At 68.8% G+C, this 17,185-nt stretch carries 17 protein-coding genes and 1 pseudogene; 12 read left to right on the top strand and 6 right to left on the bottom strand.

What is annotated here, in order from left to right; all coding sequences use genetic code 11:
* The first annotated feature begins 118 nt into the window (after positions 1-118).
* Positions 119-976, top strand: a complete 858-nt coding sequence (locus OG819_RS32690; RefSeq protein WP_266652198.1) for an MBL fold metallo-hydrolase — start codon at positions 119-121, stop codon at positions 974-976.
* 227 nt (positions 977-1,203) lie between these two features.
* On the opposite strand, the gene OG819_RS32685 is transcribed toward OG819_RS32690, so the two are convergent.
* Positions 1,204-2,088, bottom strand: a complete 885-nt coding sequence (locus OG819_RS32685) for a 2-dehydropantoate 2-reductase (protein ID WP_266652196.1) — start codon at positions 2,086-2,088, stop codon at positions 1,204-1,206.
* Positions 2,089-2,221: 133 nt separating this feature from the next.
* On the opposite strand from OG819_RS32685, the gene OG819_RS32680 reads away from it, so the two are divergent.
* From OG819_RS32680 to OG819_RS32630, 11 genes and pseudogenes are all read left to right on the top strand, one after another.
* Positions 2,222-4,144, top strand: a complete 1,923-nt coding sequence (locus OG819_RS32680; RefSeq protein WP_266652194.1) for an alpha/beta fold hydrolase — start codon at positions 2,222-2,224, stop codon at positions 4,142-4,144.
* 60 nt (positions 4,145-4,204) lie between these two features.
* Positions 4,205-5,098, top strand: a complete 894-nt coding sequence (locus tag OG819_RS32675; protein WP_266652192.1) for an alpha/beta hydrolase — start codon at positions 4,205-4,207, stop codon at positions 5,096-5,098.
* A 32-nt stretch (positions 5,099-5,130) separates the two neighbouring features.
* Complete coding sequence (locus OG819_RS32670; protein WP_266652190.1) at positions 5,131-5,919, top strand: enoyl-CoA hydratase/isomerase family protein; 789 nt, start codon at positions 5,131-5,133, stop codon at positions 5,917-5,919.
* Positions 5,920-6,299: 380 nt separating this feature from the next.
* Entirely contained in the window at positions 6,300-7,502 is a 1,203-nt protein-coding gene (locus tag OG819_RS32665; protein WP_266652188.1) for an NADP-dependent malic enzyme, read from the top strand.
* Positions 7,503-7,555: 53 nt separating this feature from the next.
* Positions 7,556-8,755 carry a hypothetical protein gene (locus OG819_RS32660; protein WP_266652186.1) on the top strand — a complete coding sequence of 400 codons (1,200 nt, stop codon included), beginning with the start codon at positions 7,556-7,558 and terminating at the stop codon, positions 8,753-8,755.
* Between the two features lie 388 nt (positions 8,756-9,143).
* Positions 9,144-9,323: a hypothetical protein gene (locus OG819_RS32655; protein ID WP_266652184.1), complete on the top strand. Its 180-nt coding sequence runs from the start codon at positions 9,144-9,146 to the stop codon at positions 9,321-9,323.
* 405 nt (positions 9,324-9,728) lie between these two features.
* Positions 9,729-9,917 (top strand): hypothetical protein, encoded by a 189-nt coding sequence (locus tag OG819_RS32650; protein ID WP_266652182.1) that lies wholly within the window; start codon positions 9,729-9,731, stop codon positions 9,915-9,917.
* Positions 9,918-10,006: 89 nt separating this feature from the next.
* Positions 10,007-10,396, top strand: a complete 390-nt coding sequence (locus OG819_RS32645) for an NAD(P)-dependent oxidoreductase (protein WP_323139390.1) — start codon at positions 10,007-10,009, stop codon at positions 10,394-10,396.
* 116 nt (positions 10,397-10,512) lie between these two features.
* Complete coding sequence (locus OG819_RS32640) at positions 10,513-11,862, top strand: ISL3 family transposase (protein WP_266647383.1); 1,350 nt, start codon at positions 10,513-10,515, stop codon at positions 11,860-11,862.
* A 19-nt stretch (positions 11,863-11,881) separates the two neighbouring features.
* A pseudogene (locus tag OG819_RS32635) lies at positions 11,882-12,196 on the top strand (NAD(P)-dependent oxidoreductase); the annotation flags it as partial.
* Positions 12,197-12,364: 168 nt separating this feature from the next.
* A complete protein-coding gene (locus tag OG819_RS32630) occupies positions 12,365-13,213 on the top strand; it encodes a flavin reductase family protein (protein WP_266652180.1) in 849 nt (282 codons plus the stop codon).
* 694 nt (positions 13,214-13,907) lie between these two features.
* Here OG819_RS32630 and OG819_RS32625 read toward each other — a convergent pair.
* From OG819_RS32625 to OG819_RS32605, 5 genes are all read right to left on the bottom strand, one after another.
* Positions 13,908-14,216, bottom strand: coding sequence for a hypothetical protein (locus tag OG819_RS32625; protein ID WP_266638683.1), 309 nt, complete (start codon positions 14,214-14,216; stop codon positions 13,908-13,910).
* A 55-nt stretch (positions 14,217-14,271) separates the two neighbouring features.
* Positions 14,272-15,009 carry a tannase/feruloyl esterase family alpha/beta hydrolase gene (locus OG819_RS32620; protein ID WP_266638789.1) on the bottom strand — a complete coding sequence of 246 codons (738 nt, stop codon included), beginning with the start codon at positions 15,007-15,009 and terminating at the stop codon, positions 14,272-14,274.
* Positions 15,010-15,113: 104 nt separating this feature from the next.
* Entirely contained in the window at positions 15,114-15,476 is a 363-nt protein-coding gene (locus tag OG819_RS32615; protein ID WP_266652908.1) for a tannase/feruloyl esterase family alpha/beta hydrolase, read from the bottom strand.
* A gap of 12 nt (positions 15,477-15,488) precedes the next feature.
* Positions 15,489-16,292, bottom strand: a complete 804-nt coding sequence (locus OG819_RS32610; protein WP_266652178.1) for a hypothetical protein — start codon at positions 16,290-16,292, stop codon at positions 15,489-15,491.
* A 276-nt stretch (positions 16,293-16,568) separates the two neighbouring features.
* Entirely contained in the window at positions 16,569-16,814 is a 246-nt protein-coding gene (locus OG819_RS32605) for a hypothetical protein (protein ID WP_266638685.1), read from the bottom strand.
* Between the last annotated feature and the right edge of the window lie 371 nt (positions 16,815-17,185).

Here is a 17,185-nt window from a genome sequence, read left to right as displayed (position 1 = left end):
TGTCACTTGGGTCGTCGCTGTGCAGGCATTGAATTCCACTGCGCAAGCGGTCCGCCGCCGCAGGTACGTGACCGGACGACCGCGCGGGCCGCACGTCGCCCCCCAGGAAGGAGTCATCATGACCGCATCCGCGCCCAGCTCTCTGACGTACGAGACCTTCGTCTCGGACGGCACACCCCGGGCCGGCGAGGAACGTCTGCCGAACGGCGACCGGCTCGTTTCCTCACCGCTGACCTCGACGCTGATCTTCGGGGAAGAGGACGCCGTCCTGGTCGATCCGCCTTTCACCAGTGACCAGACCGAACAGGTCGGTGACTGGGTCGAGCGGTCCGGCAGGCGTCTGACCCACATCTACTCCACCCACGGGCACGGCGATCACTGGTTCGGCACCGCGGAACTCGTGAAGCGATTCCACGGCGTCACCGTCTACGCGACCCGCGACACCATCGAGGTCATGCGCCAGCAGGCCACCGACGGGCGTGAACAGATGTGGGACAAACGCTTTCCCGGCCTGATCCCCGACAGCCCGGTTCTGGCCCAGCCCATTCCCGCCGACGGCTTCCGGCTGGAGCGCAACCTCGTCCAGGCCGTCGAGGTCGGGCACACGGACACCGACCAGACGTCCGTTCTGCACGTACCGTCCATCGGTCTCGTAGTCGCCGGCGACGTCGCCTACAACGGGGTGCACCAGTACATCCTCGAAGGCGGCAATGGCGGCCTGCAGAAATGGCTTGCGGCCATCGATCGCGTCGCCGCGCTCGAGCCGCGCTCGGTCGTGGCCGGCCACAAGAACAAAGACCTGCCGGACGATCCCGCCATTCTCGACCGGACCCGGCAGTACCTGCTGGACGCCGTCCGACTGCTCGACGAAAACCCGACCGCCCGCGAGTTCTTCGACGGGATGACAGGGCTCTACCCGGATCTGCTCAACCCGGGTCCGGTGTGGTACGGAGCGGTCGGGCTCCTGGGAAAGTGACCGGGAGAAGCCGTCGTGGCGACAGCGCGGCGCCACGGGCGCCAGTCGCGACGTCCGAGGACCCGACGATCCTGGATTCGGTCGCCGACGACCCGGATGCACTCACGTTGTCGACGGCCCGTCTCCCCGGTGGCGCGGAACGTGTTCCGGAAACCCTGCGCCCGCCCCCGGCCTGATCGCCGCACCGCGGCGGGCCGCTCCACGGGCTCCGGAAGCACTCGCCCTGCTCAGGTGAGGCGGGCGCCCTCGATGCGGTTCTGGTGCAGGCGCAGATGCATGACGACCAGATCGAGCAGTGGAACGGTGAGCCCGAGCCGGTCGGCGCGCAGGACCAGGTCTCCGTAGATGTGCTCGGTCTCGGCACTGCGGTTGCCCGTCACATCGCGGTACAGGGACGAGGTGAGCGGCGAGCCCGCCTCGGTTACGGTCGCCAGCGTCTGCCGCAGGGCCGGTGCGGGCACGGGGTAGCCGGCCGCGGCGGCGACGGAGGCGCACTCGTCGACCACTTGCCGGGCGAACGCCGTCCCGCCGGGAACGGCCGCGACCTCGCCGACCGAGCCGCGCATGAGGCAGGTCACCGCGCCGAGGGCGGCGATGAAAACCCACTTGGCCCACATCTCCGCGTCGATGTCGTCGGACAGGCCGGTCGTGAACCCGGCACCACTGAGCGCGCGGTGCACCTCGTCCAGCCGCGCCGGGGCAGTGTTGCGCCGGGCTCCGTAGCACAGGTCCTGCAAGGGGGCGAGGCGGACGATGTCCCCTTGGGCGTCGAGGGTGGTCGCCACCTTCGACACACCGCCCAGGACGGCCTGGTCGCCGAAGCGTGCGGCCAGGACGTCGACGTGCCGGACCCCGTTGAGGAAGGGGACGACGAGGGAGTGCGGACCGACCGCGGCCGCCATGTCGTCGACGGCCTGCTCGAGCCCGGTGGCCTTGACCGCCAGCAGGACGACGTCATAGGGGGCGGCCAACTCCTCTCCGGGCGTCGCCACAGCAGGCGCCACCACACTTTCGCCAGAAGCAAACACGGTACAGCTATGTTCTAGCAAGCCCCCATCGCCGCGCGGAGAAGTGCCGTAATGTCCGCCTTGCGCGACATAGCCAATAGGCATACGCTTATTTCCAACGGGAGCTTGAGGTGCGGCGCCCCCTCTCCGGCGCCACCCATGAGCCGTTCTCCCGGCAGTGGTCGTACGGCGCGCAGCGCTGTTCCCATGCCGCGTCCCCACCGATGGAGGTCTGACGATGATCATTGACGCTGCGGAACTCGACGCCACCCACGCGTACAAACTGCTGATCGGAAGCATCATCCCGCGCGCCCTGGCCTGGGTCAGCACGGTGTCGACCGAGGGCGTGGCCAACCTCGCGCCCATCTCCTTCTTCACCGCCGTCGGCAGGAAGCCACCCATGGTCTCGATCACGCTGCAGCCGAAGTCGGACGGCGTCACGCTGAAGGACACCTTCATCAACATCCGTGACACCGGCGAGTTCGTCACCAACCTGGTGACGCTGCCACAGGCGGACGCCATGCATGGTTCGGCGTTCGGGTTCGAGCCGGACGTGGACGAGTTCGAGGCGCTCGGCCTGGACAAGGAGCCGTCCGAGGTGGTGCGCGCACCCCGGGTCAAGGATGCGCCGATCTCCTTCGAGTGCGTCGTCGACCGGATCATCCCCGTCGGCGACGACATGGTCGACCACGTGGTGTGGGGCCGGGTGGTGCGCTTCCACGTCCGGGACGACCTCTACCTGGAGCGGGGCCGGATCGACACCCCCGCCCTCCCGGCCGTGGGACGCCTGGCCGCCGAGTACACCCTGGTCGAGAACGTCTTCACCACCCCCCCTGGACAAGGAACTGCTCGAAGCCCGGCACGACCAGCGGATGCAGCGCCTGGACGGACGGCCCGCCGACTGGTCCCCGATCAACACCAAGGAATGGTCCCCCTCGGGCGAGGTCAGGGTCGCTCCCGGAAAGTGAGCACAGCAATGAGGACAGAGCGGATCCGAACGAGCGATGTACGGTTCCGGCGGCAGGGCGAGGGAGACTTCGCTGTGGTGTTCGTCCACGGCTTCCTCGACGACCAGTACGTCTGGGACAGCCTGATCGGCGAACTCACCACCTCCGGCGTCGAATGCGTCACCCTCGACCTGGCCGGGAGCGGAGACCGCACGCAGGCGAGCGGGCCGTTCACCTACGACCGGTTCGCCGACGAGGTGGGCGCCGTGGCCGAGGCCCTCGGCAAGCCCTTCGTGATCGTCGGGCAGAGCATGGGATCCGCGGTGGCCGAGCTGGTGGCCGCGCAGTACCCCGACCGGGCTCTCGGCCTGGTCCTGGTCACCCCGATCCCGCTGGCCGGCACCCGGCAGCCCGACGAGGTGATGGACACCTTCCGTTCCCTGGGCGGCGACGGCGACGCCCAGCGCGCGGTCAGGACGCAACTGTCGGCCGCACTGGCGGAGGCTGAGCTCGACCGGCTGGTGGTGAGCGGCACGCGGATCCGCCCCGAGACCGTACGGGACGCCGCCGACTGCTGGAACAACGGGCACCCGGCGGGCGAGCGGCCCAGCCGGTACACCGGCCCCGTGCTCATCGTGCGCGGCGAGGACGACGGCTTCGTCACCGCCGAGCTGGTCGCCCAGGGGGTCGCACCGCGGTTCGCCGCGCCCCAGACGGTCACGGTCGGCCAGGCCGGGCACTGGGCCCACCTGGAGCAGCCGGCCATCGTCGCGGGCCACCTCGACCGCTTCCTGGCCGGTGTGCTGCCCGCCGTGCCCGCGTCGGACTGGACCAACGCCTTCGAGGAGAAGTCGGCCAACGCGTTCAGTGAGGCGTTCGCCGCCGACGTGACGCTGAAGGCGAGCATCCTCACCCGCACGGTCGAGGGCCGCGACCAGGTCAAGAACGTGATGGCCGCGGCGAGCACGATCTACGACTCTCTCGTCTTCACCCAGGAGACCGTCAACGGGGAGCGCTCCTACCTGGAGTGGCAGGCCACCGCGTTCGGCGGCACACAGATCGACGGCGTGACGATCCTGACGAAGGACGCGGACGGACAGATCGTCCGGGCCGCCATCCACCACCGGCCGCTCGGCGCCGTCCACCGGTTCTCCGCCGAACTGGGCCGCAGGCTTGCGGGCGTACTCGACGCCGAGTACTTCCACCAGGGCTGAGCGCCCGTTTCCGTCATTCCGACCAAGGCCCGGCCCTGGTCGCACCGAGGAGGTTGTTCCATGGTCCAGCGCGAGGATGTCGCATTCGACGCCGACGGCGGGGTCACGCTGCGCGGCTGGCTCTTCCTTCCGGACGGTCCCGGCCCGCACCCGGCGATCACCATGGCCCACGGCTACGCCGGGGTCAGGGACCACGGCCTGGAGCCTTTCGCGCGGGCCTTCGCCGAGGCTGGGTTCGTCGTCCTGCTGCACGACCACCGCAACTTCGGGGCCAGCGACGGCCTTCCCCGGCAGGACATCGACCCCTGGCGGCAGATCGCCGACTGGCGCCGCGCCATCTCCTACCTGGAGAGCCGGCCCGAGACCGACGCCGGCCGGATCGGCCTGTGGGGCACCAGCTACGCCGGTGGCCACGCGATCGTGCTGGGCGCCACCGACCGCCGGCTGCGCGCCGTGGTCTCCCAGGTGCCGACCATCAGCGGCTTCGAGCAGGGGCGGCGCCGCATCGCGCCGGAAGCGGTCGCGAAGGTGGAGGCGGCCTTCGACGAGGACGAGCGCGCCCAGGCCCGTGGCGAGGCCCCCCGTACCCAGGCCGTCGTCGGCGACGACCCGGCCGTGCCCGCCTCCTACCGCGCGCGGGAAGCCATCGACTTCTACCTCCAGCCCGTACCGGAGGGCGTGTGGAGCAACGAGGTCACGGTCTGCTCCAACCGGCTGGCCCGCATGTACGAGCCCGGGACCTGGATCAGCCGGGTCTCCCCCACGCCGCTGCTCATGGTGATCGCCGGCAACGACACCGTGACCCTCACCGACACGGGGCTCGCGGCCTTCGAGCAGGCCCTGGAGCCCAAGCGGCTGCAGATGATCCCCGGCGGCCACTTCGACCTGTACACCACCGAGTTCGACCAGGCGAGCAGCGGCGCCCTCGACTGGTTCCGCCGGCACCTCTCCTGACCAGCGCCCCCGACAGAGTGCAAGGACGAACCATGCCCCATCTGACCTACTCCATCGACGACGGCCTCGCCACGCTGGTCCTGACCAACCCGCCGCAGAACCGCATCGACCCGCAGATGGCCATCGACCTCGCCGAAGCGCTGGAGGCGATCGGCCGCAGCGACGCCCGCGCGGTGCTGGTGCGCGCCGAAGGCCCGGACTTCAGCTTCGGCGGCGACATCGTCGACTGGCCGGATGCGGACGTACGCGAACTGCGGACCCTCTTCGAGCGCTACATGCAGCTCTTCAACCAGCTCGAACGGCTCCCGCTGCCGGTGATCGCCGCCGTCCACGGGCTGTGCTTCGGCGGCGGTCTGGAACTCGCGCTCCGCGCCGACGTGATCTTCGCCGGCGAGACGGCCCGCTTCGGCCACCCCGAGCAGACCCTGGGCATCGTCACCCTGCTCGGCGGGATCTACCGGGTCGCCGAGCGTGCGGACCGGGCACGCGCCGCGGAATGGGCACTCACCTCCGAGCAAGTGCCCGCCAGGGTTATGGCCGACGCCGGTGTCGTCAACCGGGTCGTCGCCGACGACACCCTGCTGGCCGAGGCGACCGCCTTCGCTCTCAAGGTGGCCAAGGGACCCACCCGTGCCTACGCCGCGCACAAGGCCCTGCTGCGCGCCTGGACCGTCGGCGGTGTCTCCGCCGCGGACGAGGCGATGTTCGACATCGCCATGCCGCTGTTCGAAACCGACGACGTCAACAAGGGCCTCGCCTCCGCCGTCAAGGCCTTCAAGGCGAAGCAGCCTCGGCCCGCCGTCGACTTCCAGGGCCACTGACCGGCCCCGGGCCCACCCACACCACCACAGCAAACCGCAGGACCCCTCCCCCAGGCATCAGGCCCCCTGCCGCCGGCACCCGCCGATGGATGGTGGGTGCCGGGTGCACGGCACCCGCCGTGACCGGCCCCCATGACCGGCACCGTGGCTCGGCAGTGCGGCCGCGCCACGGCCCGGGCCGCAGCCGGGCCGCAAGGCCCCCGGCCCACGGCGCACGACGTCGGCCCGCCGCCGCGGGCGCCTGCCTGCCCGTGCCGGCCGGCCGCGAGCAACCGCGCCGTCCCGTACGGCACCAGCCCGGGGGAAGGGACCTCCACCGCAGCCCTCGCGTTCGTCTGCCCGGGGCAGGCAGCCGCGACGCGCACGAAGGAACAGCAGTCATGAACGCAGAAAGCGCCACGTCAGCCGAGCACGGCGAAGCCACCGGCCGGGACAGCAAGCCGGTCTTCGCGCTGCACCGCCGCGGCAAGATGGCGATCACATCGACCGTGCCGCTGCGCGACAGCGACGACCTCTCCCTCACCTACACCCCCGGCGTCGCCGAGGCGTGCAGCGCGATCGCCGAGCAACCCGAACTCGTTCACGACTACACCTGGGCCTCCCACACCGTCGCGGTCCTCACCGACGGCTCCGCCGTGCTCGGCCTGGGCAACATCGGGCCGCAGGCCTCGCTGCCGGTCATGGAGGGCAAAGCGGTCCTGTTCAAGCAGTTCGGCGCCGTGGACGCGGTCCCCGTCGCACTGGCCACCACCGACGTGGACGAGATCGTGGAAACGGTGGCCCGCCTCGCCCCCTCCTTCGGCGGCATCAACCTCGAGGACATCTCCGCCCCCCGGTGCTTCGAGATCGAACGCAGGCTCCAGGAACGCCTCGACATCCCCGTCTTCCACGACGACCAGCACGGCACGGCCATCGTCACCCTCGCCGCCCTGCGCAACGCCGCCCGGCTCACCGGCCGCGACCTCGCCGACCTGCGCGCGGTCATCTCCGGCGCCGGCGCGGCCGGCGTCGCCATCGCCGAGATCCTCACAGAGGCAGGCATCGGGGACATCGCCGTCGCCGACCGGACCGGCATCATCCACCGAGGCCGCACCGACCTGACCGACGTCAAGCGCGACCTCGCGGAAAACACCAACCGGGCCAGACTCGCCGGCACCCTGCAGGACGCCCTCGCCGGCGCCGACGTCTTCATCGGCGTCTCCGGCGGCACGGTCCCCGAAACCGCCGTCGCCACCATGGCCAAGGGAGCGTTCATCTTCGCCATGGCCAATCCCACCCCGGAAATCCACCCCGACATCGCCCGCGGCTACGCGGCCGTCGTGGCCACCGGCCGCAGCGACTACCCCAACCAGATCAACAACGTTCTCGCCTTCCCCGGCATCTTCGCCGGGGCCCTCCGCGTCCGCGCCAGCCGCATCACCCCCGGCATGAAACTCGCCGCCGCCGATGCCCTCGCCTCCGTGGTCGCCGACGAGCTGCGTCCCGACCACATCATCCCCTCCCCCTTCGACCCACGAGTGGCCCCCGCGGTCGCCGAGGCCGTCGCCACCGCCGCCCGGCTCGAGGGAGTGACCCGGCGGTGAACCACCCAGCGGTCACCCCGAGCGGTCCCACGGTCGTCGATCACCCACCAGTCATGGAGAAACCCGGAGTGCATCCCCAGCCCCACCCCCCACATCACCGGCGCCGCCAGCCCATCCGCGTCTGGCTGCAGCCGTTCCTGATCAGCCTGGTCATCGTCTCCGCGTTCGTGAGCTGCTACGTCGGACTCATGCACGACCCCCAGCCCCACCAGATCCCCGTGGCGGTCACGGGCCCCCGGCTGGCGAACAAGGTCCAGCAGGCCCTGGGGGACTCGATCGACGTCCGGCGCGCCGACTCCACCACCGAGGCACGCGACGCACTGCGCCACCGCGACGTGGTGGCCGTACTCGGCAACGGCCCCCACGCCAAGGACCTGAAACTCGACGTCGCCAGCGCGAACGGCCTGTCCACGACCACCGCGGTCACCAAACTCGTCACCGCCTACGCACACGGCGCCGATCAACACCTCAGCGTCTCCGACATCGTGCCGCTCGCCCGATACGACGCCCGCGGCCTGGCCGGGTTCTACGTCTCCTTCGGAGTGACCCTCTCCGGATTCGCCCTCGCCCAGAGCGTCGTAGGACTCAGCAGCCTGCTCCACCTGCGGCACCGCTTCACCCTGATGGCCGTCTTCGCCGCGGCCTCGGGCCTTGTCGCGGCCGCCATCGCCGGCCCCATCCTCGACGCCGTCCCCGCACCGTATCTCCCACTCGCCTTCGTCCTGGCCCTGCTGGCCGCCGCTGCTGCCTTCACCACGAAGATGCTGGCCACCTACGTCGGCCCCCTCGGTATCCCCCTCGCCACCTTGCTGCTGCTGACCGTCGGCAACTCCACCAGCGGCGCAACCGTCGGCACCGACCTGATGCCCAGCGCAGCCCGGACCCTGTCGGCGCTGCTGCCCCCCGGCGCCGCCGTCCGCGCCATCGCCGACCTCAGCTACTTCCAGAGCTCCCACGTCCTCGCCCCGCTGGCGACACTCATCCTGTGGGCCGCGGGTTCCGCAGTCCTGCTGGCCTTCCGCACCACCAAACAACGCCCGGCGGCCCCCGTACCGCCCCAGGCCGCCCCGACCCCACACCGGGCCGGAGAAGACCGCCCCACACCACACCGGGCCACAACCGACGACACACCCACAACCCACTGGGCCGACACCGACGAAGGACACTCCGTACCAGGCAACGGCACCACACGGCACCCGGCGTTCACCGTGCCGCCGAAAGATCCCGACACGATCGCAGAAAGCTTCGTCTGACCGTGTCTGACCGATGTGACAACAGCCAGGAGAAGGCCACGGCACCACCAGCGCGCCCACCCGCCCCGGTCAGCTGCGGACACCCTGTCCGGCTGAACGCCTTCACGCGGTACTCGAGCCGTCAATCGGTGGTCAGCCCGGCCGTCACCGCTTTGAAGTCGCCATGCAGGCCGACGGCGAAGCTGCTGAGGCCGGGCAGATCGACCTCCGCGCCCTCGGTGATCGACTCCGGAAGGCGGATGCCGCTCAGGTGTCGTGAGCATCCTCGCGAATGAACTGGTCAGTCCCGCTGCGGACGCCGACTTGCAGGCCACACCGGATCCCATCACGGACGGTGGAGTGGCGGCCGCGAAAGGCGCGGGAGGTGATCTCCCGGCGGAGTGCGGAGATGTCGATCTCGGTGCACGCGTCGACGCTGCCGCACAAGTGGCTGACGCTGCGAGGCAAGAACATCTGCCGCCGGCAGTCGGAGTCCTCCGCCGAGAGGCGGGCATCCGGCGAGCCGACTGACGCCGTGGAGCACGCAGTACGGCCCGGCAAGGTCGGCACCGTCCTCGTCCGCCCTTGAGCAGCATCGGCTCTGCCCTGTCGGTCCGCTGTTCGGCGTCGGATTCTGTTGAGGTGGCTGAGTGGCGCCGGGCCCGGTCCTCGCTTCAACGCGGCGTCCCGAGCAAAGTCAGCGGCTGGCTGCCGCTCACGCTCCGGCCGCGCCTCCCGCTCCCTGCCGTCGCCCGATGTCTCGCCTCCGGTATTCCGTAGCACACACGGTCACGGAGACCACGTGCCGCACGTGATTCCTCATACCGAGGCATGAGTGCGAACCTGGAAACCGTCGAAACGTCTGACTCTTGTTCCGTCACAACACACTCTCCCTACCGGATCGGTCATCTCCTCGCCGGACCAGCCGCACCAAGAAGGTCAAACCCCACCCACCGACACTTCGGCCCGATGGTCAAAAACGAGAGGAAACCACATGCGAATCGCGATTCTGGACGACTATCAAGGCGTTGCGTTGGGTCTGGCCGACTGGGATTCGCTCCACGCCGAGGTACATGTCTTCACTGAAGCCTTCGAAAACGAGGGGGCGGTTGTGACGGCGCTCGCCGAGTACGAGGTAGTGGTGGCCATGCGAGAGCGGACTCCCTTCCGTCCTCAACCCTGAACAAATTGCCACGTCTGAAGTTGCTCGTCACCACCGGGCCAGTCAACGCGGCAATCGATCTGGATGCCGCACATCGTTTGGGTATCACCGTGTGCGGTACGGGATATTTCTCGTACCCGACGGTTGAACTCACCTGGGGGCTCATTCTTTCCGCGGCACGTTTGATCCCACAGCAGGTGGACTCCGTTCGCCGAGGTGGGTGGCAAGAGGGGCTGGGGGTGAGCCTCAGGGGGGCCACTCTGGGCATTCTGGGCCTCGGGCGATTGGGGACTGCGGTAGCGGAGATCGGGCGCGCTTTCGGCATGGAGACCATTGCCTGGAGCGAGAACCTGACACCCGCGGACGCACAGGCGAAGGGAGCGACATACGTTTCGCGAGACAAATTGTTCATGCGCTCCGATGTATTGAGCATTCACGTAGTACTCAGTGAGCGAACTCGGGTCTTCGAATTTAGTGGGGGTGCGGCGGTGACGGCCTGACGTTCAGTCACCGAGCGTGATGGGCCTGGGGTGTGGGTGGCCTGGACGCAAGGAGCCCGCGGGTCTTCGTGATCATGGTTGTTGTCTAGGCAACCGATCATGAAGAACCCACGGGCTTGAGCATCGACGATACCGGGACCAACGAGGCTGCGACGCGACTGCTTGGGCTGGAGGGGGTGAGTGTGACGCAGGTCAAGGACGACAAGGCAGGCGGATCGACGGTATACGTCGTGACGAACGAGGAGTCCGCGAGGGCCTGCCCCTCGTGCGGGGTTTTCTCCACCCGGCTGAAGGACTACCGCACCACCGCCCCCAGACACCTGTCCTGCGGCGGGCGCCCGGTGAGTATCCGGTGGCGCAAGGCACGCTGGCACTGCACCGAACTCGACTGCGACCGCCGCTCGTTCACCGAGTCCATAGGCCAGGTACCCGCGCGGATGCGTACGACCGGGGCGCTTCGGCGGGCGGCCGGGGCCGCGGTGTGTGACGGCGGGCGATCGGTGGTGCAGGCCGGCCGGGATCTGGGCCTGTCCTGGCCGATCGTGCAGCACTGCTTCGAGGACTACGCCGCGAAGGTCCTGCCCGAGGAGCCGCCGGTGACCGAGGCGATCGGGATCGACGAGACCCGGCGGGGTAAGCCGGTGTGGGAGCAGAACCCGGACACGGAGAAGTGGGAGCTGGTCGCGGACGCCTGGCACATCGGCTTCGTCGACGCGATCGGCGGGCGCGGCCTGTTCGGCCAGGTCGAGGGCCGCAACTCCGCCTCCGTCGCCGACTGGCTGACGGCCCGGCCCGCCGCCTGGCGCGAGCAGGTCCGCTACGTCGCCATCGACCTGTGCTCCACCTTCCGCGCCGCCGTCCACCGTGCCCTGCCGCACGCGGCGGTGGTCGTGGACTGCTTCCACATCGTGCAACTCGCCCAGCGCCACCTCGCCGACCTGCGCCGACGCCTCACCTGGAAACAGCACGGCCGCCGGGCCCGCAAGGGCGACAGCATCTACAGCGTCCGCAAGCTCCTGCGCCGCAACAAGGAAGACCTCACCGACGAACAACGCGAGCTCCTCAAGACCGAGTTGGAGTACATGGGGACCTACGGCCGACAGATCTATGCGGCCTGGCAGGGCAAGGAACTCCTGCGCGACCTCCTGGGCCTGACCGTCACCCGCAGGCACGTCACCCCCGACCACTCCGCGATCTCCACCGCCCGCCACCGCTTCTTCGCCCACGTCGCCGACCACGCTCACCTGCCCGAACTCGTCACCCTCGCCGAGACCATCGAGCAGTGGTGGGACGGCATCGAGACCTACCTGACCACCGGGATCACCAACGCCGCCTCGGAGGGCAACAACCGCCTCATCAAGCTCGAAGCGCGTAACGCCTTCGGCTTCCGCAACCGAGCGAACCAACGCCTCCGCTCACGCTGCGCAACCACCCGGCGAAGCCGACGGGAGGCACACCCCCACTAAATTCGAAGACCCGCGAACTCGAGGCCTCGTCGGCGAGCACGAACTGGGCCTCATGAAGTCGACGGCGATTTTGGTGAATACCTCGCGCGGGCCCGTGCTGGACGAGGCGGCGCTGCTCAGGGCATTGGACGAGAAGAGGATTGGTTCAGCGGCGCTGGATGTCTTCGATCGCGAACCACTGCCGGCCGATCACCCTCTGCGTTCACTGAGCAACGCTGTGATGACACCCCATATCGGCTACGTAAGTCGGGACCTGTATGAGGTCTTCTATCGGGACGCGGTCGAGGACATCGCCACATGGAATGCCGGAACCCCTGTTCGCATGCTGACTTGATGGTCCGCAACATGCCCCGGAAAGCGCCGTCACCTATTGAGGGAGGGCTCGACGAGGAGTGCCGGAGCAGCCTTTCCCTCCTCTCTGACGCTGCCTCGCGGGTCGCGTCTGCGCACGTGTCGCCGCAGTTGACTCCAATGGCCGTGCCGCAACCGATGGAGGTCTCAAATGATCATTGACGCTGCAGAACTCGACCCCACTCACGCGTACAAACTGCTGATCGGCAGCATCATTCCGCGCGCCGTGGCCTGGGTCAGCACGGTCTCCCCCGAGGGCGTCGCCAACCTCGCACCCGTCTCATTCTTCACCGCTGTCGGGCGGAAGCCGCCCATGGTCTCGCTGACACTGCAGCCGCATGCCGACGGGCAGACGCTGAAGGATACATACAACAACATCCGGGAGACTGGGGAATTCGTCACCAACCTGGCGACGCTGCCGCAGGCTGACGCCATGCACAGTTCGGCGTTCGAGTTCGACCCGGGTGTGGACGAGTTCGAGGCGCTCGGGCTGGAGAAGGAGCCGTCCGTGGTGGTGCGCGCACCCCGGGTCAAGGGGGCGCCGATCTCCTTCGAGTGCGTCGTCGACCGCATCATTCCGGTCGGGGACGACGGGGTCGATCACGTCGCGTGGGGCAGGGTGGTGCGGTTCCACATCAGGGACGACCTGTATCTGGAGCGCGGACGCGTCGACACCGCCGCGTTGCCGGCCGTCGGCCGACTCGCCGCCGAATACACCCTGGTCGACAACGTCTTCACCACACCGCTTGACGAGGAACTGCTCGCGGCGCGGCGCGGGCGCGATGGAGCGCCTGGACGCGAAGCCGACCGACTGGTCCCCGATCGACACCAAGGACTGGTCCCCCTCGGGCTCGACGTCCGCTCCCGGAAAGTGAGAGCGAGGACGAAGGCGGAGCGGATCGGGCACAGTGATGTGCGGTTCCTACGCCCGGGCGAAGGTGTACTCGCCGCAATGTTCGTCCACGGCCCCTGGATGACCAGTACGTCTGGGACGGCATAGTCTCTCGCCACGTTCGGCGTTGAATGCGCAGACTTGACCTGGCCGGCTGCGGCGATCGAACGGAGGCGAGCGGGCCAGAGGCCCTTGCCGACGAGATCACCGTCATCCACGTCGCCTCCTGCCAGACCTGCGGCGTCCCGCGCGTCCATGCCGAACTGCGGCGTCTGGGACAGCGCGTGAGCCGCAAGCCGGTCGGCGACATCCCGTTTCTCCCGACCGGCGAGAGCTGGCTCTGCCTCGCCCACTGGCTGAACCTGGACACCCACGAGGTCATCGACGCGCGGCCGATGGCCACAGGACGCGGCCGACTCCAGCCCGTCTGCCGCGACACGAGGCGACACGCAGGGGTCATCGAGGATGCGCACGTCAACACGCCGACAGCAGCTGCCACGAAGGCTGTCGCTGAGCGGCCGGGCAGTCCCAGTTCTTCAGACGGCACGTGTCCTGCGACGACGTGCTCGACAAGCCCTTCACGTCGCCGGCCCGCCACAGGTGTCAGAGCGGTGCGCAGGAAGGTCGCGTCGGCGACGCTGCCGACGTGGGTACGACAACATCTGGCAGGCAGTGCAGACCGATCAGGACGAACGGTGCGATGCCCGGACCATGTGTGTGGTCCGGGCACCGAAGGTGTACGGCCCTGCCTGCCCATCACAAGGTCGGCACCAGGCTCCGGCGCACTGATTGAACGCCGAGCTCAGGGATTGTCAGCGACCTCGACCTCGGCGACGTTGCCGGCAGCGGCCGCTTCGTCCTTCGCCATACCAAGGAAGCGCCGGATCGCTTCGACCGGCATATCGAGCCCCTCGGACGCGGACCGCTCGTCGCCGAACACCTGCACCGCCTCGGCGACAGCCACGGCCAGCTCGGCCTCCGCCTTGCGGACCTTCACCTCGGCCTTGTCCACGGTGTCGACCACCGACAACTGGCGGCGCTGCTTCTCCTGAAGTCTCTGTTTACGGGAAAGCGTCTTGTCAGAATTCTGCACAGTCACGACGAAGATCATAATCAGCCGCGTACGCACCTACGAAATCGGCAACCCACCTGATCTGCAGAGGCGTTCACGGCTGGAAGGACCAGCAGCACAGGCTCGTCAAACTGCGCTCAGGGCCGAGTCGAGGGCGTTCATCGCCGCGGCCGAGGAGGCCGGCCGACGCCGCCAACGCCTTCCTTCGATGCTGTCCGAACCCTGGCCGCCGCCGCAGTGCGCGACCCCCGGCAGCAGGAACAGCCGGGCGAAGGTCCTTGGTGGCGGCCGGGCCGCCCATCTGCTTCTCCACGGCCTGGTGGTAAGCCATGGCGGCGACGGAGGAGATGTTCGGGTCGGCAAGGCCCTGCCAGATGATCAACTTTCCGCCGGCCGCCTTGAACGCGGAGAGGTCGGGGTCGGTGGCATCCATCGTCCCCTCGTTCAGCTTCATCAGTTTCCGATAGGCGGCGGAGGTGAATTGGACCTCTCTCCAGGACAGTTCGGGGTGTGCCTCGGGGTAGAGCAGGTAGCGGACCCGTTCGTTGACGTTGGTCTGGTTCGTCGTCGAGCCGGTCGTGGTGGACGGGACGATGACACCCGCCCAGTTCAGCTCGTTGCGCCGCAACTGCCAGCCGGGGTCGAGCAGTTTTCCGTGCTCGTCGAGCGGACCCGAGTACAGCTCGCGCACTGTGGTGACCTGCGCGGACGTCAGGCAGAAGTCGGCGGTGGTGGAGGTCTGGCCGCCGGCGCACGCGATGCTGCCCGGATCCCAGGTGCAGGCGAGCGGGTCCTCGATGACTCCGTCGTCGCCGGCGTCGCATGCCTCCAGTACGACGGCGTGCAGCGGTTTGAGTTCGCCCGTGGTCAGCGTGGACCGTCTTCGCCGGCGAAGACGGCGTGGGCGTTCCAGGCGTGCTGGAAGGTGTGCGCGGTTCAGTTGTTGGCGGGGGCTCCGGCGACGATGCCGTCGAAGTGCGTCGGATACCGCTGGGCCTCGGTGAGGGCTTCATAACCGCCGTGCGAACAGCCGTCGTAGGAGGAGTGGGTGACGGACCGGCCGTAGAAGCGCTGGATGATGTCCTCGGCCACGACCGCGAGTTGGTGCTCGGACTTGTACCCGAAGTCGACCTTGAGGGTCGCGTCGGTGCCGAACAGGCCGGAACTCATGCTGGTTTCGTAGTGACCCTGGTTGTCCGCGGCCACGGCGAGGGCGCCGTCGGTCAGTAGGAGGCAGCCGGTGGCGGCGGGGGCGCTGCCCGAGGTGACCACGCCGCAGTTGCCGCCGCAGCCGACCAGGAGGTAACCGCCCTACCAGGTCGTCATCGGCAGACGCAGATCGAACTGGATCTGCGGCGCGATGAGCCCCTTCACCTCGCACGCGACCCAGTCGCCCAGGGTGTTGTCACCGGCGGCCACGACCAGGCGGGTTCCGTTGCCCGCACCGGTCATGGCAGCCCCGTAACTGGCGAAGTCCAGACGGCCGTTGCCGTCGAAGGCGACGTGCAGGTTATCCAAGGCGTACGAGGCGCCGTCGGCGACGAAGAAGCCGTTGAACGCCTCACCGGTGGACGTCAGGGTGGCGTCCTGGGCGTACGCGTGGGTGAGGCTGCCGCCGCGCACGCTCGACAGTACCGACTTCCCCTCGACCACACCGTCGGCGCCGACGTAGGCGCCCTGGCGCAGATGGAAAGTGGCGCCCGCGAAGGACTCCAGGTGCTCCGCAGCTGGGGTGAGAACGATGTCGCCGCGATAGGCGCCCGCCGCGATCACGGTTGTCCAGCCGTACGTGCCGTCCAGGACCGAGCCCGTCTCCACTCCGTCCACGGTCAGGGACAGGATCTGTCCTTCCGGAGCGGTGAGGACGGCGCCGTCCTCCACGACGAGTTCGTCGAGCCGGGTGATCTCGGTGACCTCCCAGGTCTCACCGGAGGCGACGGTCTTCGTCCGGTCCGGCGTACCGTCCGGTGTCGCCGCGTCGGCGGTGGTCGGCGCGAGCAGCGCGGGTGCCGCGGCGATGGCCCCTACCGCGAGCAGCGCGCGCACCCGCGACCGCATAGGCACTCCCCGTTCCCCACGGACCCGGTCCGCGTCCGGGGTGTTGAACCTGAGCATGGGCAACTCTCTTGTGCTGCACAGCTGTTGGTGCTGCGAGTGATCGAAGGTGTGGCTGGGAGTGAAGCAGTGCGCGGGGAGCCGTAGAAGCCCGCAGTCGCTGTGAATCGGTGCCGGGACCGCCCGGCGGCACGGCCAGGCCGCCCGAGCGCTGGGCCGTTTCGGATGGTTCCGCAGGTGACAGCGGTTTGCCGGTGAGGATCGGTCCCGAGTGCACCGTCCGCTGCGGACCATGGTGCTCGGGGATACGAGCCATGCCGCATCCAGGCACATGTCCTACCCGGTGAGCCCGTCCACTCCGTTGACCGCGATGGTCAGGCCGAGAACCGTCGCCACGCCCGCGGAGACCGCCGGGAGCCACCGCATCATCGGGCCGTGTCTTGGACGCCGGAAGCGTTCCAGACCCGTGCGGGCGCTCACCAGGATCAGACCCAGGCCGACGAGGACACCGGCGAGGCCAACGCTGAAGGCGACGATCATGGTCAGTCCGAGAGCCGTGCGGCCCAGTCCGATGGCCAGCATGAGGACGGTGAGCGCCTCGGGGCTTGGTCAACGCCAGCGGGACGGCCTGTTGGCCGGCCTCCAGTCCGAGCTTCGACGTCACGCGGCGGGCGTGCGCGGCCGTCTCATCGGCGTCGAGGGTTTCGTCGGTGTCGAGGAACTCAGACACCCACAGGCCAGGCCGACCCAAAAGACGCGCGGGCACAAAATCGACCATACATCCGATCCATTGCTCCAAATTTTCCTACACGGAGGCCGCTTGCCTTGCATCGAACCGCACACAACCAGTTGACACCGTCAAGCGGAGACTGCCAGGTTGACTCCATTCATCGGATGTCTTGGTCTTCCTGCGGGCGTGCCTGCGGCTTGACGGATCCCGGAGCGGTCATGAA

It is taken from the genome of Streptomyces sp. NBC_01549, assembly GCF_026339955.1.
Lineage (GTDB): Bacteria > Actinomycetota > Actinomycetes > Streptomycetales > Streptomycetaceae > Streptomyces.
This window is presented reverse-complemented; position numbering and strand designations above follow the sequence as displayed.

What these genes read in the sequence shown, in the direction of transcription:
- OG819_RS32690 (WP_266652198.1), top strand. Translation starts at nt 119, where the DNA reads ATGACCGCATCCGCGCCCAGCTCTCTGACGTACGAGACCTTCGTCTCG.
- OG819_RS32675 (WP_266652192.1), top strand. Translation starts at nt 4,205, where the DNA reads ATGGTCCAGCGCGAGGATGTCGCATTCGACGCCGACGGCGGGGTCACG.
- OG819_RS32625 (WP_266638683.1), bottom strand. Translation starts at nt 14,216, where the DNA reads ATGATCTTCGTCGTGACTGTGCAGAATTCTGACAAGACGCTTTCCCGT.
- OG819_RS32655 (WP_266652184.1), top strand. Translation starts at nt 9,144, where the DNA reads ATGTCGATCTCGGTGCACGCGTCGACGCTGCCGCACAAGTGGCTGACG.
- OG819_RS32630 (WP_266652180.1), top strand. Translation starts at nt 12,365, where the DNA reads ATGATCATTGACGCTGCAGAACTCGACCCCACTCACGCGTACAAACTG.
- OG819_RS32650 (WP_266652182.1), top strand. Translation starts at nt 9,729, where the DNA reads ATGCGAATCGCGATTCTGGACGACTATCAAGGCGTTGCGTTGGGTCTG.
- OG819_RS32685 (WP_266652196.1), bottom strand. Translation starts at nt 2,088, where the DNA reads ATGCCTATTGGCTATGTCGCGCAAGGCGGACATTACGGCACTTCTCCG.
- OG819_RS32605 (WP_266638685.1), bottom strand. Translation starts at nt 16,814, where the DNA reads ATGCTGGCCATCGGACTGGGCCGCACGGCTCTCGGACTGACCATGATC.
- OG819_RS32670 (WP_266652190.1), top strand. Translation starts at nt 5,131, where the DNA reads ATGCCCCATCTGACCTACTCCATCGACGACGGCCTCGCCACGCTGGTC.
- OG819_RS32665 (WP_266652188.1), top strand. Translation starts at nt 6,300, where the DNA reads ATGAACGCAGAAAGCGCCACGTCAGCCGAGCACGGCGAAGCCACCGGC.
- OG819_RS32610 (WP_266652178.1), bottom strand. Translation starts at nt 16,292, where the DNA reads ATGCTCAGGTTCAACACCCCGGACGCGGACCGGGTCCGTGGGGAACGG.
- OG819_RS32680 (WP_266652194.1), top strand. Translation starts at nt 2,222, where the DNA reads ATGATCATTGACGCTGCGGAACTCGACGCCACCCACGCGTACAAACTG.
- OG819_RS32660 (WP_266652186.1), top strand. Translation starts at nt 7,556, where the DNA reads ATGGAGAAACCCGGAGTGCATCCCCAGCCCCACCCCCCACATCACCGG.